Raw genomic sequence first — 19,755 nt, 5'->3', positions numbered from 1 at the left:
TAGCTTCCGATCATTTTTGCAACTGCAGACTGGCGCCGAGGATAGCGCTGATTTGCGCCTTGGCAAGCGGAGAAGCACCGAGCACGCCCAAACAGGCATGCGGCCCCAGGCGGCTGGCCACAAAGGCATCGGCATGCGCAGGCGCCGCATGCTGCCGCATCAGGCTCGCCTGCGCCAACAGCACCAGCTGCTGCACCCATTGGCGCGCCTGCGCCTGCTGCGCCCAGGTATCCTGCGCCATTGCCTGCCACTGGCTGTGCAGGCGCTGCAGCGCTTGCGCCATTGCCAGGTCATCCGCCGCCATGCGCTGCAAGTCCTGCCACAGTGCATCATGCAACGCGGGCTCGCGCTGCAGCGCCTTGAGCACATCCAGGCACATCACATTGCCCGAGCCCTCCCAGATCGAATTGACCGGTGCTTCGCGGTAAATACGGGCGAGCGCCGAGCTCTCGGTATAGCCGTTGCCGCCCAGCACTTCCATGGCCTCGGCGCTGCAGGCAATGGCACGTTTGCAGACCCAGAACTTGGCCGCCGGTGTCATGATGCGCTGCCAGGCCAGCGCCGTGGTCTCGCCCGGGGTGCTGCTGTCTTCAAAGGCTTGTGCCAGTCGCATGGCCAGCAGCAGCGCCGCTTCGCTCTCCAGCGCCAGATCGGCCAGCACCGATTGCATCAGCGGCTGCGCCGCCAAGGCCGCACCAAAGGCCTGGCGGTGCCGGGCAGACCACAGCGCCTGCACGGTGGCCTGGCGCAGCAGCGCGCTGCTGCCCAGCACGCAGCACAGCCGCGTGATGGTGGCCATCTCCATGATGGTGGCAATGCCCCGGCCTTCCTCACCCACGAGTACGCCATAAGCGTCGTCAAACAGCACCTCGCTGCTGGCATTGCTGCGGTTGCCCACCTTGTCCTTGAGGCGCTGCACCAGCACGCTGTTGCGCTTGCCATCGGGCCGCCAGCGCGGCACCCAAAAGCAAGCCAGCGGTGCCTGCAGCGCATGGGCGTCGTGTGCGCTGCTGGCCATGCGCGCCACCACCAGGTGCGCATCGGCCGTCGGCACCGAGTAAAACCATTTATGGCCTTGCAGCCGGTAGGCGGCGCCGCGCCCGCCGCCTGCGGCATCCAGCGGGTAGGCGACCGTGGTGTTGCTGCGCACATCCGATCCGCCTTGCTTTTCGGTCATGCCCATGCCCACCCACAAGGCCGTCTTGTCTGCCACCGGTGCATCACGCGCGTCATGCTGGGCGCTGCTGATGCCGCGCGCGATCTGTGCCCACAGCGCGGGCTCCTTGCGCAGCACCGGGATGGCCGCCGTCGTCATTGTTGCGGGGCAGAGGCTGCCCGCCTCTGCCTGGCCATGCAGGTAAAAGCCGGCGGCCCAGGCCGTCCAGCGGCCGCTTGCTGCATCTTCCGGTGCATCGGCAAACGGCATGTCGATCAGTTGCTGCGCGCGGTAATGCGCCAGCACCTGGTGCCATGCGGGGTGAAACTCCACCTGGTCGATGCGCCGGCCCCGTGCATCCCAGGGCTGCAACTGCGGCGGGTGGCGGTTGGCCTGGTCGGCTAACTGCGCAAAGGCCGCGCTGCCCACGGTGCGTGCATGCTGCTGAAGGCCTGGTAGCCAGGGGTGGGCCTGCGCGCGTGCCAGGGCAGCCTGCAAGGCCGGATCGCTGCCCAGCGGGTCGTAGCCGACCAGCTCATCCACCAGGTTGTCCTTGTTGCGCTCTGCCATGGCTGCTCTCCCAGATGTGCTTGCCCATTCTATGAATGGAGCCAACCCATGGCAAAGCCGATCAGCGCGTGGCGTTCAGCCGGTCCAGCCGCAGGCGCTGGCGTTCGTCGCCCAGCGCACGGGCGGCCAGCAGCACGCTGCCGCCTGCGGCCAGCGCGCCGGCAAAGGTCAGCAGCAGCAATAGCAGGATCTGGTACTTGGCGGCTTCCAGCGGGTCCATACCGCCCAGGATCTGGCCGGTCATGATGCCCGGCAGGGTGATCAGCCCGGCCGCCGACATCTGGTTGATGATGGGGATCAGCCCCCGGCGGATGGCGGCACGGGTGTGCGGCGCCATCGCGCGGCGAAAGCTAACCCCCAGCGCCAGCTGGGCCTCGATGGCAGCCCGACCCGTGCGCACACCGTCAAAAAAACTGTCCAGCCCCAGGCTGGCGGCATTGAGCACGCTGCCCAGCACAATGCCCATCAGCGGAATCGCATAGCGCGCATCAAACCAGGGGTCGGGCCGCACGGCGGTCATCAGTGCCAGCACCACGGTCGACAGGCTGGCCAGCGCCACCACCAGCCCCGCAATGCGGTAGTTGCCCCCGCCCGCCAGCCGCTGGTGCGGCCGCACCGCGACCTCGCGCGCGGCAGCGGCAATCATCACCAGTACCACCACCAAGGTGGTGCCCGGGTGCGCCTGCTGGAACACCAGCCGCAGCACATAGCCCACCAGCAGCAGCTGCACCACCATGCGCAGCGATGCCCACAGCACCTGGCGCTGCAGCTGCAGGCGCATGGCCCAGGATGCAGCAGCGGCGGCCAGCACCAGCGCCGCGCCCACCAGCAAATCGCTGGGCTGCAGATGGATGGCCGGGTTCATTGCGCGGCCTCCATCGGCAGCAGCTGGTGGTCTACCAGTTGCATGCAGCGCTGGCCCACGCGGGCCGCCTGCGCATGCGAATGGGTCACCCACAGCAGACCCAAGCCCTGCTGCTGGCAGCGCTGCAGCAACTGCTCCACCGCAGCCACCGATGTTTCATCAAGCGCCGCCGTGGGCTCATCAAGCAGCAGCACCTGGGGTTTGCGCAGCAGCCCGCGCAGCAAGGCCAGGCGCTGGCGCTCTCCGGTCGACAGCTGGGTCAGCGGAATATCGATGAAGCCCTGGCGCAGCCCCAGTTCGCTGGCCATCTCCAGCAGCGCCGATTGCGAGCCTGGCGGGAAATGCTCCATCACCGTCGTCCCCCACCAGGCCGGCTCAGCTGCCAGGTACATCACCTGCTGGCGCCAGGCCGGGCCGCTGAAGGCACTGCGCGGCTGGCCGTTGAGCAGCACCTCGCCACTGCCCGGGTCCAGGTCGGCAATCAGCCGCAGCAGCACCGATTTGCCCGCCCCCGAGGCGCCCATCACCGCGACGCACTCGCCTGCGCCCAGCTCCAGCGAGCAGGGCCCGCTGATGGGGCTTTGCAGGGCGCGGATGGACAGGCGGGGAGGGGTGGTGGCGGGCATGGTGGCTGAGTGTAGCGCTGGGGGCTGCCTTACCAGGGCGCTGGGATGAAGCGCTGTTCTGAGCGCCGGGTAATGCCACGCGCATCGTGTGTCCAGGTCTCCGGCGTTATGGCGGACCCCGATTATGTAAATCGATTCTCTTGAATATTCTTTGGTTCAATTAACCTATTGAATATTCAATAATTTCAAACCACACCATTAGTAATTTGTTTATTCAAATAATCTTATCTGATGTAGCCAGACAACAAATAATGATTAATTTGAACTGTCAACCCCATAATCCCGAATTGTTGACATTTAAATGGGTGTGAGTGGTTAAGATTAGCGCGAATTTGTGCATAGGTTAAAACTTTCAATACAGGATATTCCATGCGTTCGCGTTATTGCCTGCAGCTCGGCTTGCTGTTGGCAGCCATTCAGTCTTGCTACGCCCAAGGGGTTGCCACGTCCGTGGTGCCCCATGCCACCAGTGGGCCCCAGGTCCATATCGACGCGGCAGGGCGCGCCCATGTCACGCCCAATGCGTCGGAAAACGGCGTGTCCTACAACGGCTTTCAGCAGTTCGACGTGGGCAGGCCTGGGCTGTCGTTTCAGAACGAGCAAGCCAATGCGCGCACGATCGTGGCCGAGGTGTTCTCGGCCGCGCCATCGCGCATTCAGGGCGATATGGATGTGGTGGGGCCCCGCGCCAACCTGATTCTGGCCAACCAGAACGGTATCTCGGTCAACGGGGCCAACTTCTCCAACTTCGGCAGCGTAGCGCTCACCACCGGTGCTTTGAGCCTGCGTGACCAGCAGCAAAGCGAAGGCCAGGTGCAGCGTTATGTGGATGTGAGTACTAACCAAGGCCGCATCCACATTGGTGACGAAGGCATGGCCGGCAACCTGATCCGGCTGGAGCTGATCGCCAAAAGCATCCAGATCGATGGCCCGTTGACGAATGAATTTACGTCGTCGAGCGCCCACATCCGCATGGTGGCGGGCGACTCCAGCGCCAGTTTTGATACCGCCGCGTCGCCCGTCGATAACCTGACGCCCTGGGTCTACTACAAGCCCGGCCAGGCCCTAAGCAACGAGGTCGCCATTACCGTCGGTGCAGGCTCCAAAGTCACCGCCGGCCAGATTCACATCCTCGTGACCGACAAAGGCGCCGGCGTGCGCAACGAGGGCGAAATGGTGGCCTCCGCAGGCGGCTTCACTCTGTCCTCGACCGGCGATGTCGTGCAAATGGGGGGGCAGATCAGTGCGCAGGGCTCCGTCCAGATCAACGCCGCCAATATCCATCTGCAAGGCTCTGCCGAGCGCCAAAGCCTGGTGTCGGCCGGTTTGCAAACCCGCCTGGAGGCGGAGCAATCCATCCGCAATATCGATGGCGAGATTGTCGGCACCCAGCGTATCTCGGATGAAACCCCCTATGCGGTTTACCTGAAGGCGGGCGACGCCATTGAGAACCGCAGCCCCGTCGGTGCAGACAAAACCACGGTTATTTTTGGCAAGGGCGATTCGGTCAAGCTCGAAGCCGGTGCCGGCGGTATTGCTTCCACCAACGCCCGCATCATCAGCAACCTGAATCTGGATCTGGTCAGCACCGGCGCGATTACCAACCAAAGCGCCCATATCGCCGGCGAGGCATCGCAATGGGAATCCTCCGGTGGGCTGAACCGCCGCACCAGCTACAGCGCTGACCAAGGCCGTCTGGCCGATGAGAACCACCAGGGCTACTGGGTGGCGCAGGGCGATCTCAGCGTGCAGGCCCAGTCGTTCAGCAACACGGGTGGCTTTGTGTTTTCCAACGCCGGCAGCGTCAAGATCAAGTCCGAGACCGACATCCATAACGAGGCACTGAGCGTAGGCGGCTATGACTACAGCCGGCGATGCTTCCTGTTCATCTGCAAAACCCGCGCCAACAGCACCGAGCGCCTGGTGGGCGGTCAGATCATGGCGGCCACGGGCCTGAACATGGAAGCGGCTGGCACCGTGCTCAACCATGGCGGCCTGGTCTATGCCGGGCAGGGCATGCAGGTGGTGGCGCCCAACATCATCGCGCGCGCCAAGCCGGTGCATACCGTCATCCTGCGTGACCGGGGCCTCAAGGCCCTGTTTGGCGATACCTGGGCGCAGATCTATGCCACTGACCAAGGCGGCAGCTTTACCGCCCAGCAAGGGCGGCTGCTGCTGCAAGGCGCAGCCCGCCAGGATGGCGGCAGCTTTGTGGCCCAGGAAGGCATTGACGGCGACATCGAAGTGCTGCGCACACCGCACCGCGACCCGGTCCGCATTGAAGACCACCTCGGCATTTTCTGGTGGTGATGATGCGCAACAACCTTCCCCTGCCTGCGCTGGGCAAGCACGCGCTGCTGGGCACCGTGCTCGGCCTGGTCTGCCTGTCGGCAGCGGCGCAAAACAACAACCCCGTGCGCGACCCCAATGACCAGCTGCTGCGCGAGCAGCAAGAGCGGCTGCGCCAAGAGCTGCTGGAGCAAAACGCTGCTGGCAAGATCCAGCAGGACAGCCAGCCCACAGCACCCGCCGCAGATGACAGCGCCTTTCCGGCCGGTATCCCCACCACCGGGCCGAGCTTCGACATCCGGCACATCCAGGCAACGGGCGACAGCAGCTTGCTGAGCGCGCGCGCCTTTGACCGCATCACCCAGCCCTTCTTGAACCATGCGCTGGCCGTCGAGCACATCAATGTGCTGCTGGACCGCATCAACAAGGCGCTGATACAGGCGGGCTACACCACCTCGCGTGCCTACGTGGGCGGGCAGAACCTCAAGGAAGGTGTGCTGTCCATCACCATCGTCGCCGGGCGCATCGAGGCCATCGTCTTCAACGGCGCGCCAGCCACCAGTGTCGGTGCCTGGCTGGCCATGCCCATGCAAGAAGGTGATGTGCTGCGCCTGCGCGATATCGAACAGGCCGTCGACCAGTTCAACCGCCTGCGCCGCAACAACGTCCAAGTGCTCATCAAGCCGGGCCAAACCAATGGCGGCTCCATCGTGGAGTTCGTCAACAAGGAGGGGCCGGCGGCACGCTACAACCTGGGCATCGACAACCAGGGCTCCAGCAACACGGGCCGGGCGCGTATCCAGGCCGGTGTGGACCTGGGCAATGTGCTGGGTCTGATGGAGTCCATCACCTTGGGCCTCACGTCCAGCAAAGAGACCAATGCGATCTATGGCTTGGTATCGGTGCCCTGGGGCTACAACACCGTCTCGGCCGTGGCCTCGATCTCGGAGTACCAGAACCTCATTGGCGATACCGCGCTGGTGTATGGCCGCTCCAAGAACTTCTCGCTGTCGCTCAACCGCCTGCTGGCGCGCGACCAGAACAGCAAAACCGCGCTCGATATCTCGCTGTCCAAACGCGAATCGACACGCGAGGTGAACAACTTTGCGCTGACTCCGCAAGCGCAGACCAGCCTGCGGGTCGGCGTCAACCGCCTGACCCGTTTCGATACTGCGCTGGGCGCCGGGCAATGGACGGTCGATGTTGGCTTCTCGCGCGGCCTGCCCATCCTGGGCGCGGACAAGGACGCCGACGACCTGCCCAAAGAGGCGGCACGCTACCAGTTCAGCAAGCTCGATGCCGCCGTGTCGCTTGACCGGCCCGTAGCAGAGCGCCTGGTCTACCGCAGCCGCATCAGCGCGCTGTGGAGCCACCAGCCGCTGTACTCGTCCGAGCAATTGTTTGCCGGTGGCGTCTCCAGCGTGCGTGCCTATCCCGAGTCATTCCTGGGCGGTGACCAGGGCCTGGTCTGGCGCAATGAGCTGGCCTTGGCCAAGACCCAGCCGCTGTGGGGCAGCGCCCGCTATGAGCCCTATGTGTTTGCCGATGCGGCCATCCTGCGCACCGTCTCTGACAAGCGATCCAGAAGCATCGCAGGCCTGGGCGCGGGGGCACGCATTGCCTACCAGGGCGCCTTTGCCGACCTGCAGTTGGGCCGGGCCTTGCGCTCCCCCGACGGCTATGAAAAACAAGGCTGGCGCGTGAACGCCAGCCTGACCTACCAGTTTTAACGTGGCTGCCCTGCGGGCACACAACGACAGATTTGAACCAAGGCGCAGTGGCTGTGCCGCAGCGCCTTTGGCGACAGGAGTGTGGTGATGAGTGAGAGAAACAAGAGCGAGCAGCAAAAGCCCCAGGCGACCCGGGTCTTCAGCGACCGGGGCAAGAAGCGTATCGCTGGGGCGGTGATGTGGGCCCATGTGCTGACGCAAGCCAGCCTGGGCGTGCTCTCGCCCGCGTATGCGCAAACACCACCGCAGCCCCCTGCGCCTGCCCTTCCTGCAATGGCGCCGATTGCCGATCCGCGCGCGCCGATGGCCTTTCAGCCCGGTATCGAGTCGCTGTCCAGTGGTGCGTCTCTCATCAACATCACCACGCCCAATGCGGCGGGCCTGTCACTCAACCAGTACCAGCGCTTTGATGTACCGGAAGCCGGTGTGGTGCTCAACAACAGCCAGATTGGCGGCACGCCGCTGCTGGGTGGCAGGGCGGGCGCCAACCCAAATTTGAGCAACGGCACGGCCAACACCATCGTCAACGAGGTCACCGTCCAAGGCAGCCCCAGCCAGATCAACGGCACTGTCGAAGTGTTCGGCAACCCCGCTGCGGTCATCATCGCCAACCCCAGCGGCATCAGCTGCAATGGCTGCGGTGTCGTCAATACACCGCGCCTGTCGTTCAGCACCGGCAGCATCACCTTGCAGGATGTCAACGGCGCCTCCAGCAACTTCGATCTGGCCTCGGGCATTGGCTACAACGTGCAAGGCGGCCAGGTCAGCATCGATGGCCGGGGGGTGGAAGGCACCGTCGGCCAGATCGATCTGGTGGGCGAGCTGCTGCGCATCAACGGGCCTTTGCGCGCGCACTACCTCAACCCGGGACTCTCCAGCATCAACCTGACGGCCGGCAAATCGCCCAACGCCGCCACGCAGACGGCCGATGCCAATGCATTGATCGCTGGCACCGCTGCCGTACCCGGCACCACTGTGGCCATTGATGCCAGCGCGCTGGGCGCGATGACGGCTGGCCGCATCACCGTGGTCTCCACCGATGCCGGCATGGGTGTGAACCTGCGCGGCCCCCTGCTGGCCTACCAAGAGGATGTCGACATCCGCAGCGCTGGCCGGGTCAACACCGGCGATGTCGCAGCCTCGCGCAACATCCGCATCAATGCCGATGGCTTTGTGGTGGCAGGCGGCAACGTTGCGGCCAATGAGCAGCTGCAAGTCAGCGGTAACGAAGGCGTCTTGCTTGCCGGGCCAGCACGGGGCAACCAGCAGATTGCGCTGAGCAGCAGCCAGGGCAGCGTCAGCGCCCAAGGCCCGCTGGTCACCGCAGGCGATCTGAACGTGCAGGCTGCCCAGGCGGTGCGCCTCGAGTCTCGCACCGAGGCCAGCCAGATTGCGGGCAACACCCAGCTGCGTGGCGGCACGGTCAGCGTGGCCGGCGTCTTCCAGGGCGGTGGTGATGTCAGCATCCAGGCGCGCGATGGCGCGTCCATTGCGGGCGACGCCACCATAGGCGGCAACCTGCAGATGCAGACGGGGGGCGATGCTGCGCTGTTCGGCCGTGTTCAGGTCAACCGCGATGCACAGGTCACGGCCTCCAATGTGCGTAGCTCCGGCGAGCTCACCGTGGGCCAGAACCTGCAGCTGTCCGGCGCGCAAAGCGTCGACCTGCAAGGCAACACCACCGTGGGCCAGCGCCTGCAAGTCGATGGCGGCGAGGTCACCCTGGGCGGTGATATCGATGCCGGCCAAACAGATGTGACCGCCCAGCAACTGAACCTGGGCGGCGCGGACGGCAACCTCAACGCACGTGGTGACTTGAATCTCAGCGTTGCCCAGTCCTTCCACAACACCGGCCAGGTCAATGTCTCGGGCAGCTTTGGGCTCAACACCGGGGGCGATGCGCGCTTTGATGGCGCGGTGACCACCGGCGCGGGCTTTGGCGTCAACGCGGGTGGCGACATCGCCATCAACAACACTGTCAATAGCGGCGGCAGCATCAACCTGAATGCAGGCAACAACCTGCAGGTGGGCAATACCTTGACGGCAGGTGGCGGCATCAACGGCACGGCGGGCGGCAATATTGCGCTGAACGGCCAGGCCCACTCGGCTGGCTCACAAAACTGGCGTGCGCAGGGCGACTTCAGCGCCACGCAAGGCCTGCAAGGCAACAACGTCAGTATCCAGGGCCACAACGTCAACGTGGCGGGCCCGGTGCTGGGCCAAGGCGCCGTCACCATTGCTGCTACTGACCAGCTGCAGCTGGGCAGCGAGGTGCGTGCCAACGGCAATGTGGCGCTCTCCAGCAGCCAAGGCAGCATCAGCGCGCAAGACGTGTTCTCCAACGGCTCGGTCAGCCTGCAAAGCCAGACCCATACCGAGGTGCAGAACGTGCAGGCCGGTGGCGATGTTTCCATCACCGCCACGGCTGGCCCCGTCACGGCGCAGTCCTTGTTGGCAGGGCGCGATTTGTCGGTCAACGCCCAAGACCGCATCCATGTCGCGGGCGACCTGGGCGCGGGCCGCAACGTGGCCGTTGCATCCAGCCAGGCGGATGTGCAACTGGCCAATGCCTCGGCAGGCGGCAACCTCAACCTCAACGCAGCGCAGTCGCTGCAAGTGGCCGGTGGCGCCAGTGCCGGCGGCAACGCCACGCTGACATCGCAAAACGCCGGTGTCAGCGCCCAATCGCTGCTCGCCAATGGCGATATCAACACCCAGGCCGCAGGCGACATCGCCATAGCCGGTGAAGTGGCATCGGGCGGCAATGCCCGCTTGGCCAGCAGCGGCGGCAAGGTCGATGTAGGCGGTGCGGTGTATGGCGCGCAAGGCGCTACCGTGCAAGGCAGCAGCGTCACCTTGGACCAGGGTCTGCAATCGGGCGGAGCGGCCACCATCACGGCCAGCACGGGCGACATCAGCAGCGGCGCGGGCATCGCATCCGTGGGTGATCTCACCCTGCAGTCGGCGGGCGCCACCCAGGTGGCAGGCTCCGTGCAATCTGCCGGCCAGCTGGCCTTGCAAAGCGGTGGCGACACCCGCATCAACGGTGACCTGATTGCCGAGCAAGGCCTGCACGCCCAAGTGGGTGGCAACTTGGTGGCCAACACTGTGGCATCGGGTGGCAACGCCAGCTTGGCTGCCGGCAGCATTGCTGTGCAAGATGTGCAGGTCACTGGCGCAGCCCAACTGCAGGCTCAGCAAGACATTCGCATTGGCCAGAACCTGATGGCCAGCGCCATCACCACCGAATCGGTGGCGGGCAACACGACCGTGGGCGGCCAGGTGGGCACGGCTGGCGCATTGGATATGCGCGCAGGCGGCGATATTGCGGCCGGCCAAGTGGTGGCAGGCGTGGCGGGCGGCGCAGCCACATCCATCCAGGCGGATGGCACCGTGCAACTGGCCAGCCTGCAAACCGGTGGCGACTACGTAGGCCGTGCGGGCCAGGACCATGCGGTCAGCGGCGAGATGGCCGTGCAAGGCCATGCCGATGTGCTGGCGGGTGGCAATATCCAGGCCGGGTCGCTGGCAGCAGGCGCGGGCCTGCAGGCGCAAGCCGGGGGCGATATCGTGGTGGATGGCGATGCACTGGTCATCGGCAACGCCCAACTGCAAAGCGCAGGTGCGCAGCGCGTGGCGGGCAACCTGCAGGTCACCGACCAGCTCGTGGCCAATGCACAAGGCGGCCTGCAAGTAGGCGGCGATCTGGTGGCCAACAACGGCATGCAGATCAGCAGCACGGCAGGCGCGCTGCAAGTGGGTGGCATGCTGGGCACCCAGGGCCATGCCCTGGTCGATGCGCAGCAAGGCATTCAGGTGGGCGGCAATGTGCTGGCCCAGTCGGTAGATTTGCGCAGCAGCGCCGGCGCCATGGCGCTGGGCGGCCAGCTCGCCACCCAAGGCGATGCAACCCTGCAGGCGCAGCAAGACATCGCCATTGCCGGGCCTGCGGCCATCATGGGCAACCTGCAAGCCACCAGCACGGCAGGCAGCATCAGCTTTGAGAACCAGCTGCAGGTGGCTGGCGATTTCAGCGGCCATGCGCACAAAGATCTGAACTTTCTGGGCGACAGCCTGCTGCTCGGCCAGGCCGATCTGAAGGCCGATACCGGCCGCATCCTGAACCAGGGCAACATGACCTTTGGCCAGGCGGTGAACATCGACACCACGGGCGATCTGGTCAACGAAGGCTCGCTGCAATCGCAAGGCGACATCAGCATCCGCGCCCGCCATATCGACAGCAACCTGGCCAGCCAGGGCGGCATTGCCACCGCTGGCACCTTGGATCTGCAGGCATCGGGCGGCACGCGCCTGGGCCAGAGCGGCACCTTGAGCGCCGCGCAGGACATCCGCCTGCAATCGGCATCGGGCACGCAATCGGCGGGCACCATCCAGGCCGGGCAAGACCTGCACTATGCAGGCGGCACCCTGTCCAACAGCGGCACCGTGGTGGCGCAGAACGCCAGCATCGATGCAGGCCTGGCCAACCAGGGCAATGTCTACATCCAAAACCAGCTGGGCGTGACCGGCAGCAGCAGCAACAGCGGCGAGATTGCCGCCAACACGCTGACCATGGCCGCGTTGGACAACAGTGGCAAAGTCGGCGCGCAAAGCGCGTCGCTGGGCAGCACCAGCAATGCTGGCGAAATCACTGCCAACAGCATCGACATCAGCGGTGGGCTGAGCAATAGCGGCGCTGTCAGCGCCGGCAGCAGCCTCACGGTGGGCGGCGGCAATACCAGCAATGACGGCAGCATCACGGGTGGCACGGTGTCCATCTCGGGCGGCAGCATCAGCAATGGCGGCCAGATCCAGTCATCGGGTGCCATGCAGATCAGCGGTGGCTCGTTCGAGAACCGCCTGCAAGAGAGCAAGAGCTGCGCGCTGCCCGGTGGCTGCAGCACCCCCGATAGCTATGAGTACAGCCAGACGCCTGGCACGGTGTCTGCCGGCACCACGCTCAGCATCAATACGGGCACTACCCACAACCAAGGTGTCATCCATGCGGGCACTGACATCACCATCAACAGCGCGCTGAACAACGAGCGCAGCACCAACGACCCCTACACCTCGGGCGGTGCAGACGGCGCAGCCGTCTCGGGCATCATCTCTGCGGGCGGTAACCTGACAGTGACCGGCGCATCGCTGCAAAACAGCGGCCAGCTGCAAGCGGCCGATGCGGTGCAGATCACCACCACCGGCGCCTTTGCCAACACCGCGCCCAGCGCCGATGTGGCAGGCAAGGTGCTGGGCCAAAGCGTGCAGATCACCGCAGGCTCGGTCAGCAACGACGGCATGGTGCTGGCCCAGGCCGGCGATGTACAGATCACCACCACGAGCGGCGCCATTGCCAACCAGGGCAGCATCGTCGCCAGCGGCGATCTGGGCTTGACTGCCACGGGAGCGGTATCCAACGGCAAGGACGGCAAGCTGCTGGCCGAGAACATCGCCATCAAGGGCGAGTCGTTCAGCAACGCGGGCATTGTCTACGGCCAAAACGGCCCTCCCAGCACCATCAATATCGAGACCACCGGAGGCTTCAGCAATGCCGCCACCGGCGTGGTAATTGCCGGAGAAAACCTCGACATCAAGGCCGGCGGCTACAGCAACGCCGGCGGCACCGTGGGCAGCTTGCAAGATGCCAGCCTCACGATGGCCGGCACCTATGCCCCCGCCGGCAATGCGCTGGTGGCCCTGGGTAGCTTGGAACTGAACGTGGGCGGCATCTCCGTGGGCGCTGGCGAAAGCTGGAACGTCGCCAGCCAGGATGTGCGCTGGACCGGCACCTTGCACAACCAAGGCACGGTCGCCATTGCCGGCAATGCCGATGGAACCATCCGCAACGAAGCCACGGGCACGCGCGACCGCGATGGTGCGCCAGACATCAGCCAGGGCGCCTATGCGGTGGATGCACCACCAGCGGGCCTGACGGATGCGCAGGTGATCAGCTACACCGATGTGGCCAACCGCGCGCAGCTCTACATTGGCGGCGCGTTCACGGGCCATCTGGACAATATCGCCTCCGATGCGCAGGTGAGCGGTACCTTCTCCGCCAACCAGCAGGGCATCGACCAGACCGTGGTGTGGGAGGGCAAGGACGCCAACGGCGATACCGTGCAGATGACGGGCACCTCTATCTCCAAGCCGCGCGTAGATACCAGCGGTGGCGCCACCGAGCTGACCTTGACCGGTCCGGACATCGGCACCATCGTGGGCGACAGCCTCATCATCAATGGCGGTGACATCACCATCAAGCCACCGATTGACCCGTCGACCGGTTTGCCGCTGATCACCGATGCGCAAAACACGCAGGTGGATGCGGGCAATGCCCAGGCGGGTGAGGACTCAGGCACGACCACCGGCGTCATCAAGCCCCTGGCGGTAGAGAACGCCCAGGCCATCAAGTACAGCGATGGCGAAGGCACCGACACCAGCGGTGCAGGTGCAGGCGCCGGCAACAACGCGGGCGCAGGCGATACCGGCTCTGCCGGCACACCGGTGGCAGGCAATGGAGATGGCCCAGCGCCCACCACGCCAGAGCGCGGCCTGAACCTCAAGGACCCCATCTTCCAAACCCCGGAAGGCGCGGTGGCCGTGCTGATGGGCGCGGGCTTTAGCCCCCAATGGAGCGACTGGAGCCAGCTGCGCGTAGTGCCCGGCGGCCTCAGCGCCAATGACCTGCAGCTCAACCTGAGCGGCCAGTTCATCAACCACGGCCGGCTCGATGTCACCAACCAGCTGATCATCAATGCCGCACAGGGCATCGACAACTTTGGTGCCAGCATCAGCGCAGGCGGTGCAGCCAGCCTCAACGGCAAGTACCTGAACAACGACAACGGCCTGATCCAGGCCGGCACCCTGGTCACCGACATCCAGGGCGACATCAGCAACAACCGGGGCCGCATCGTTGCGAGCAACGGCGGCTTCTTGAAGGCGGATGGCAACATCTCGGCGACCGAAGGCCAGTTCATCAGCGAGGCCGGCAAGTTTGTGCTGGACGCCGGTGGCGATGTGGACCTGATCGCCAGCAAGGTGGTGGGTAAGCAGGGCGTGGGCATCAATGCTGGCGGCAACGTCAACCTGGGCGTCAAGCAGACGACCCAGACCACCCATGCCGATAAAAACAGCCGTGAATACCAGGCCTGGAACAACAGCGCCACTGGCAGCGATACCTTTGTAGAAGGCATCGCCGTTATCGACAGCCGCCAGACCAGCACCAGCACCGCCACCACCAGCGTGGGCACCACCATTGACAGTGCGGACGGCAGCGTTGCCATTGCCGCAGGCGGCAAGCTCGCCATCACCGGCGGCAGCATCAATGCCGGCCAGGATGTGCTGCTGCGAGGCGCCGAGGTGACGGTGCGCGCCGCGCGCGACACCACCGTGACCGAGCAGGCGCAAAGCCGCACGGTAGACGGCCGCGTAACCGACAGCCAGACCAGCACCACCAACAGCGAAAGCTACAGTGGGGGCACGGTGACGGCGGGCGGCAAGGTGGCGGTGATTGCCAATGGTGATGCGAGCCAAGGCAGTGGCAATGTGTTGCTGGCGGGTAGCCAGATTGAAGGCAAGCAAGGTGTTGGCATCTCGGCCACGGGCAACGTGGCATTGCAAGCCCTGCTAGCGGAGAGCACCACCACCAGCAATGGCCAGCAAACCACGTACACCAGCACCCGTAGCGAAGGACAAAGTGCTTCGGTAAAGAACTACGGTGCGGCCGTATCCAGCAGCGAAGGCGATGTGCAGATCGGTGCCAAGGGCACTGTGGACGTGCTTGGCTCCAATGTCAGCGCGGGCAAAGACATCGTCATTCAAGGCGCGAGTGTCAACGTACAGGCTGCGAAGGACAGCACATCCACCAACGATTACGAAAAGCGCGGTGGCAAGGAGCGCCGTGTTGCGCAAACCGATGAAGTGCTCAGTGGCGGTGAGATCTCTGCGGGCGGTGGCATCGCGCTGATTGCCAATGGAACACCGGTGCCCAGTGCCAGCAATGCGAGCCAAGGCACAGGCACAGCCGACAACCCGATTGCCCACAAGCCCAGCGTTGTCCAGCCTGGTGCAGGCCCCGGCAATATCACGCTGCAAGGTGCAACGGTCACTGCCAAGGGTGACACCTCTCTGATTGCCAGCGGCGACGTGAATGTGCTCGATATGCAAACCGAGCACGGACGTTATGAGTCCAGCTACCGCAAAGAGAGCGGCCTGCTGGGCAGCAAGCGCACCACCACCTCGGATGTAGGCCATTCCAGCCTCAGTGAGGCGAGCATCGTTAGCGGCGACAAGGTTTATGTACAAGCGGGCCAGGACGTCAACCTGCGCGGCTCGCATGTCATTGCGCAAGACTCCGCGACCATCACCGCCAAGCGCGACGTCAACATCTTGGCCGGGCAAGACACGGCCAGTGCCGAGAGCTTTAAGGAAACCAAAAGAACCGGCCTCTTTAGCGGCGGCGGCTTCGGTTTCACCATTGGCAGCAGCACGACCAGTACCGAGCACACCAACGAGAGCGTGCGCGCTGCAGGCTCTAGCGTGCAGGCACAAGGTGGCAAAGCGGGCGAGGACAAGAAGGGCGACGTCACCATCGTGGCGGGCAACCACTACCAGCAGACCGGATCGACCGTGCTGGCTGCAGGCGACGTCGATATCGTTGGAAAGACCGTCAAGATCGAAGAAGCCCGAGAGATCGAGCTCGACAAGTTTGAGATGCGGGCCAAGCAAAGTGGCTTGTCGGTGAGCTTTAGCAACCCGGTAGTGAGCCTGGTCCAAAGCGCCCAAACCACTGCAAATCTGGGCGCTGCAACGGGGCAAGTCAGCGATGCGCGCATGCAGGCCATTGGCGCTGTCGCAACCGGCTTGGCCGCCTATGACACCGCAAACCAAGCCGCTGCATTGGCGCAAAACCCCAGTGCAGCTGCTAGTGTTGGTATCAACATCAGCGTGGGCAGCAGCTCCAGCAAAAGCGAGAGCGGCTACCAAGTTGACAGTGCATCGGGCTCAGCCGTCGTTGCCGATGGCAACGTCAGAATCACGGCGACAGAGGGCGACCTCAACGTCCGGGGTAGCCGCATCGAAGCGGGCGAAGACCTGTCGTTGATTGCGAAAAAGGGCAACCTCGTACTAGAGGCGGCAGAAAACCGCTACGCCGAGCAAAGCAGTCATTCGAGCAGCTCTGCCAGCATCGGTATTGGTATCAGTGTGGGTGCGCAGACCGGCATCTCCTTCAATGCCTCTGCCAGCCAAAGCAAGGGCAATGGCAACGGTGAAAGCCTGAGCTACACCAACAGCAATATCAAAGCCGGTGGCACCACCACCTTGAGCAGCGCACAAGACACTACCTTGCGTGGCGCCACCGTAGCGGGCGAGACGGTAAAGGTCGACGTGGGTGGAAACCTGCTCATTGAGAGCCTGCAAGACATCAACACCTACAAGGAAACTGGCAGCAGCAGTGGCTTTGGTGTGTCTGTGTGCGTGCCACCGCTTTGCTTTGGTTCGTCCAGCGCCAGTGTCAGTGCGGGCCGCACCAATATCCACAGCGACTACGCAAGCGTGGGTGAACAAAGCGGCATACGCGCAGGTGATGGCGGTTTCCAGGTGAACGTGGCTGGAGACACCAACCTCAAGGGTGGTGCCATCACCAGCACACAAGCAGCAATCGATGGCGGCAAAAACAGCTTTGCCACCGGCGGCACGCTGGCGATGAGCGATATCGAGAACAGTGCCCAGTACGACGCGAACAGTTGGAATATATCTGCGACTGTGGCCGGTCAGTTGGGCAATCAAGCCACTGCAAAAACGCCTGAGCAAATCAACTCAGCGCAGAACGACACCGGCAGGCCCAGCGGTAGCGCTGGCGTTGGCAGCGCTAGCGGCAGTGCCAGCAGCACGACCTATGCGGGTATCTCTGGCGTAGCAGGTAACAGCGGAGCCAGAACTGGCGACAAGGAAACCGGCATCAAGCCGATATTTGACAAAGAGCGGGTAACGGCTGATGTCAATGCGCAGGTGCTGATCACGGCAGAGTTTGGCGCGCGCGCCAGCAAGCTGATCGGAGATGAGTTTGGCAAAAAAGAGAGAGAGCTGAAGGAACTGGCCGATAAGGAAACTGATCCCGCGCGCAAACAAGAACTTAAAGAGGAAGCCGAAAGGTATGGTGAAGGCGGCATCTACCGGGTGATCGCGCATACGGTGGTGGGCGGCCTCACCGGCGGTGCTGGAGGTGCAGCCGGTGCAGCTGCAAGCCAAGCAGCAGTCGGCCATGCGGATGAACTGTTGACTGAAATGGGAGTGACGGGGCCGGGCAGGGATGCCGCATTGGTGCTGGTTGGCGGTGCTATCGGTGTTGCCACAGGGGGTGTTGCAGGGGCAGGGGCTGCAACCAACGCCACTGTCAACAACTATCTGACCCACCAACAGTGGAAAGGCCTCGCTAAGGATCTCGAAAAATGTGAAGGCAATCCTGAATGCACTAATGCAGTATCAGACCGATACCAAACCCTGAGTGATACCCAAGAAGGCCAGATGCGTGCTGCTTGCCAAGACCTGGGCAGTGCAGCTTGCTTACAGCATGTCAATGCCGCGCTAGAAGGACGCAAGGAGCAAGAGCAGCTTGCGATGGATGGAAAAATTCCACCAGAGTATCTGGGTGGCCGCGACTACAACGCAAACGCAAAACAGACCGCGTACAACATCCTTAGTAACAATTTCCGTCAAGCATGTTCGGCATCGACCGCATGCTCGGATAAAAGTGAAAAAGCCATGCTCACGCTGGCAGGCGTGGTGTTGGATTTCACGCCCGGTATTGGCGATGCCAAGGCTTTTGTTGAAGCGGAAACACCATTTGACTATTTGCTGGCCGTCGCTGGCACGATCGGAGGTCCTGCAGGCGATTTGGTCGGTAAGTTGCTGAGAGAGGGCAAAGCGCTCCAGAAGGCCGGTGATATCGAAGGTGCTGCTTCTAAATTGGAGCAGGCGTTTAGGGCTGATGGCACGTTCCCAAATAGCAGAGGGGTTCTTAGCAAGGGAAAGCTGGCAGACTCAACCGTCGTGCCCACCGACACCATGAATCAGCGATTGATGATCAGTGATGTGGTTGCCAATGGCGATAAATATGGCGTCAAAACTGAAGCGCTGGTAAATGATATTTTGAGCGCCGATCCTAGTATGAAAATTCTGGACGGGGCAAAATATCGTGGCAACAATGGGCTGGATCACGTGGTTCAATATGTCGACCAAGAAACCGGTAAAACCATGACAATGGTTATTGATAGCAAACAGTTGGCGAAAAGAGGAACGGTTACCCTTGACCCTAAGGCTTCCGGCGGATTTATGCAGTTGTCCAATAACTCGTTGGATAACATCGCCGGTAAAATAGAGGGTACGCCTGCTGGTATTGCGCTTTCAAAAGCGCTGCTTGATGGAACCCTAGTTAAGGGCGTGGCTTTCGTTGATAAAAAAACGGGTGAATTAAAAATCATCAAGGTAAAAGATTAAATGAATAAATATACGCCGATATTTATGGATAGTGTGAGAAACGGATTATCTCACCTTAAGAACGCAGTCGCTCTAAAGGAAAGAGCTATTGAGTTGCTGAATACAGGAGAGGGTTCACGTGCCGGATGCTTATTGGTTCTGCCGCGTGAAATTGAAGCTAACGCCTTTAGTTGTTATTTTGGTAAACAAGAAATTGCCAACTTTAAGCAATATTTATATTTATCTGCAAAACAAAGGATAATGCGTCTACATATTTTTCCTGGAGAAAGTTATTTGGTTTCTGATTTATTCACGGTTTTAGTTTCTGATAATTCTGAGTTGATCGAATGGTATCGACAATGTAATTCTATGTATTATCCAGATAAGGCTACTTCTGATGGAGATAAGGATAATCCTAAGAATTGGATGTTTTATCGATATCAATCATGGTTGGCCTTAAATTCCCGTTGGGATGAGCTGGGTGAACGCTGCGAAAGAGTATTAGCAATAAAAGATGAAATAAAAAAAGATCGATCGTATCTTATTGATCATCGTTTTTATTTGGCGTTGGCCAAAGGCGATAAAGCCGGAATGGAAAATGTGTTGGAAGAAAAAAGCCTTCCCAAAAATAGAAGAATTAGATATGAGCAGGAATCGGGAATAACAAGAGATTTCATTGATTCCTATGCAACGTTTTTTGCAAAACTGGCTTGGTATAACGGCTATGAAGTGGAAGTTGAAAATCCTTGGATTCCCAAAGATTGGCTGCCTATAAAACCCAATGATCAATACGACGATGTTTGGGAGTTTATGAAGGAATTTGATATTTGGCAGCCGTTTGCAGAGCCTTGGACAAAGTTCTCACCAAGGCTGCGTTAGTGCTGGTTGTCATAAGGATTTGAGTAGCTGATTTGGTAAATTCCTGAGAGAGGGCAAAGCCCTTCAGAAGACCGACGATGTTGAAGGTGCTGCAGCTAAATTGGGGCAGGCGTTTAGGGCTGTTGGCACCTTCCCAAATTGCAGCGGCTTTTTTTGCAAGAGAAAGCT

Annotated in this window: 7 protein-coding genes; 4 read left to right on the top strand and 3 right to left on the bottom strand. The window is 62.1% G+C overall.

From position 1 onward, the window contains the following. Positions 1-10 precede the first annotated feature (10 nt). The 3 genes from LPW39_RS09505 to LPW39_RS09495 all read right to left on the bottom strand — a co-directional run bounded on the left by LPW39_RS09505 (position 11) and on the right by LPW39_RS09495 (position 3,217). A complete protein-coding gene (locus LPW39_RS09505; protein ID WP_230773964.1) occupies positions 11-1,726 on the bottom strand; it encodes an acyl-CoA dehydrogenase family protein in 1,716 nt (571 codons plus the stop codon). A 61-nt stretch (positions 1,727-1,787) separates the two neighbouring features. Beyond that, positions 1,788-2,591 carry an ABC transporter permease gene (locus LPW39_RS09500; RefSeq protein ID WP_230773958.1) on the bottom strand — a complete coding sequence of 268 codons (804 nt, stop codon included), beginning with the start codon at positions 2,589-2,591 and terminating at the stop codon, positions 1,788-1,790. Next, complete coding sequence (locus LPW39_RS09495) at positions 2,588-3,217, bottom strand: ABC transporter ATP-binding protein (RefSeq protein ID WP_230773952.1); 630 nt, start codon at positions 3,215-3,217, stop codon at positions 2,588-2,590. The genes LPW39_RS09500 and LPW39_RS09495 overlap by 4 nt, the downstream gene beginning before the upstream one ends. 369 nt (positions 3,218-3,586) lie before the next feature. Between LPW39_RS09495 and LPW39_RS09490 the strand changes: the two genes are divergently transcribed. The 4 genes from LPW39_RS09490 (at position 3,587) to LPW39_RS09475 (ending at position 19,587) form a co-directional block, all read left to right on the top strand. After that, on the top strand, positions 3,587-5,527 hold the full coding sequence (locus LPW39_RS09490; RefSeq protein ID WP_230773946.1) for a filamentous hemagglutinin N-terminal domain-containing protein: 1,941 nt from the start codon (positions 3,587-3,589) through the stop codon (positions 5,525-5,527). Positions 5,528-5,529: 2 nt separating this feature from the next. Beyond that, complete coding sequence (locus tag LPW39_RS09485) at positions 5,530-7,236, top strand: ShlB/FhaC/HecB family hemolysin secretion/activation protein (protein WP_230773944.1); 1,707 nt, start codon at positions 5,530-5,532, stop codon at positions 7,234-7,236. Positions 7,237-7,323: 87 nt separating this feature from the next. Beyond that, entirely contained in the window at positions 7,324-18,729 is an 11,406-nt protein-coding gene (locus LPW39_RS09480) for a hemagglutinin repeat-containing protein (RefSeq protein ID WP_230773942.1), read from the top strand. Continuing rightward, positions 18,730-19,587: an Imm49 family immunity protein gene (locus LPW39_RS09475; protein ID WP_230773940.1), complete on the top strand. Its 858-nt coding sequence runs from the start codon at positions 18,730-18,732 to the stop codon at positions 19,585-19,587. The last annotated feature ends 168 nt before the right edge of the window (positions 19,588-19,755 follow it).

The sequence above is a fragment of the Comamonas koreensis genome (assembly GCF_021026195.1).
Lineage (GTDB): Bacteria > Pseudomonadota > Gammaproteobacteria > Burkholderiales > Burkholderiaceae_C > Comamonas > Comamonas koreensis.
This window is presented reverse-complemented; position numbering and strand designations above follow the sequence as displayed.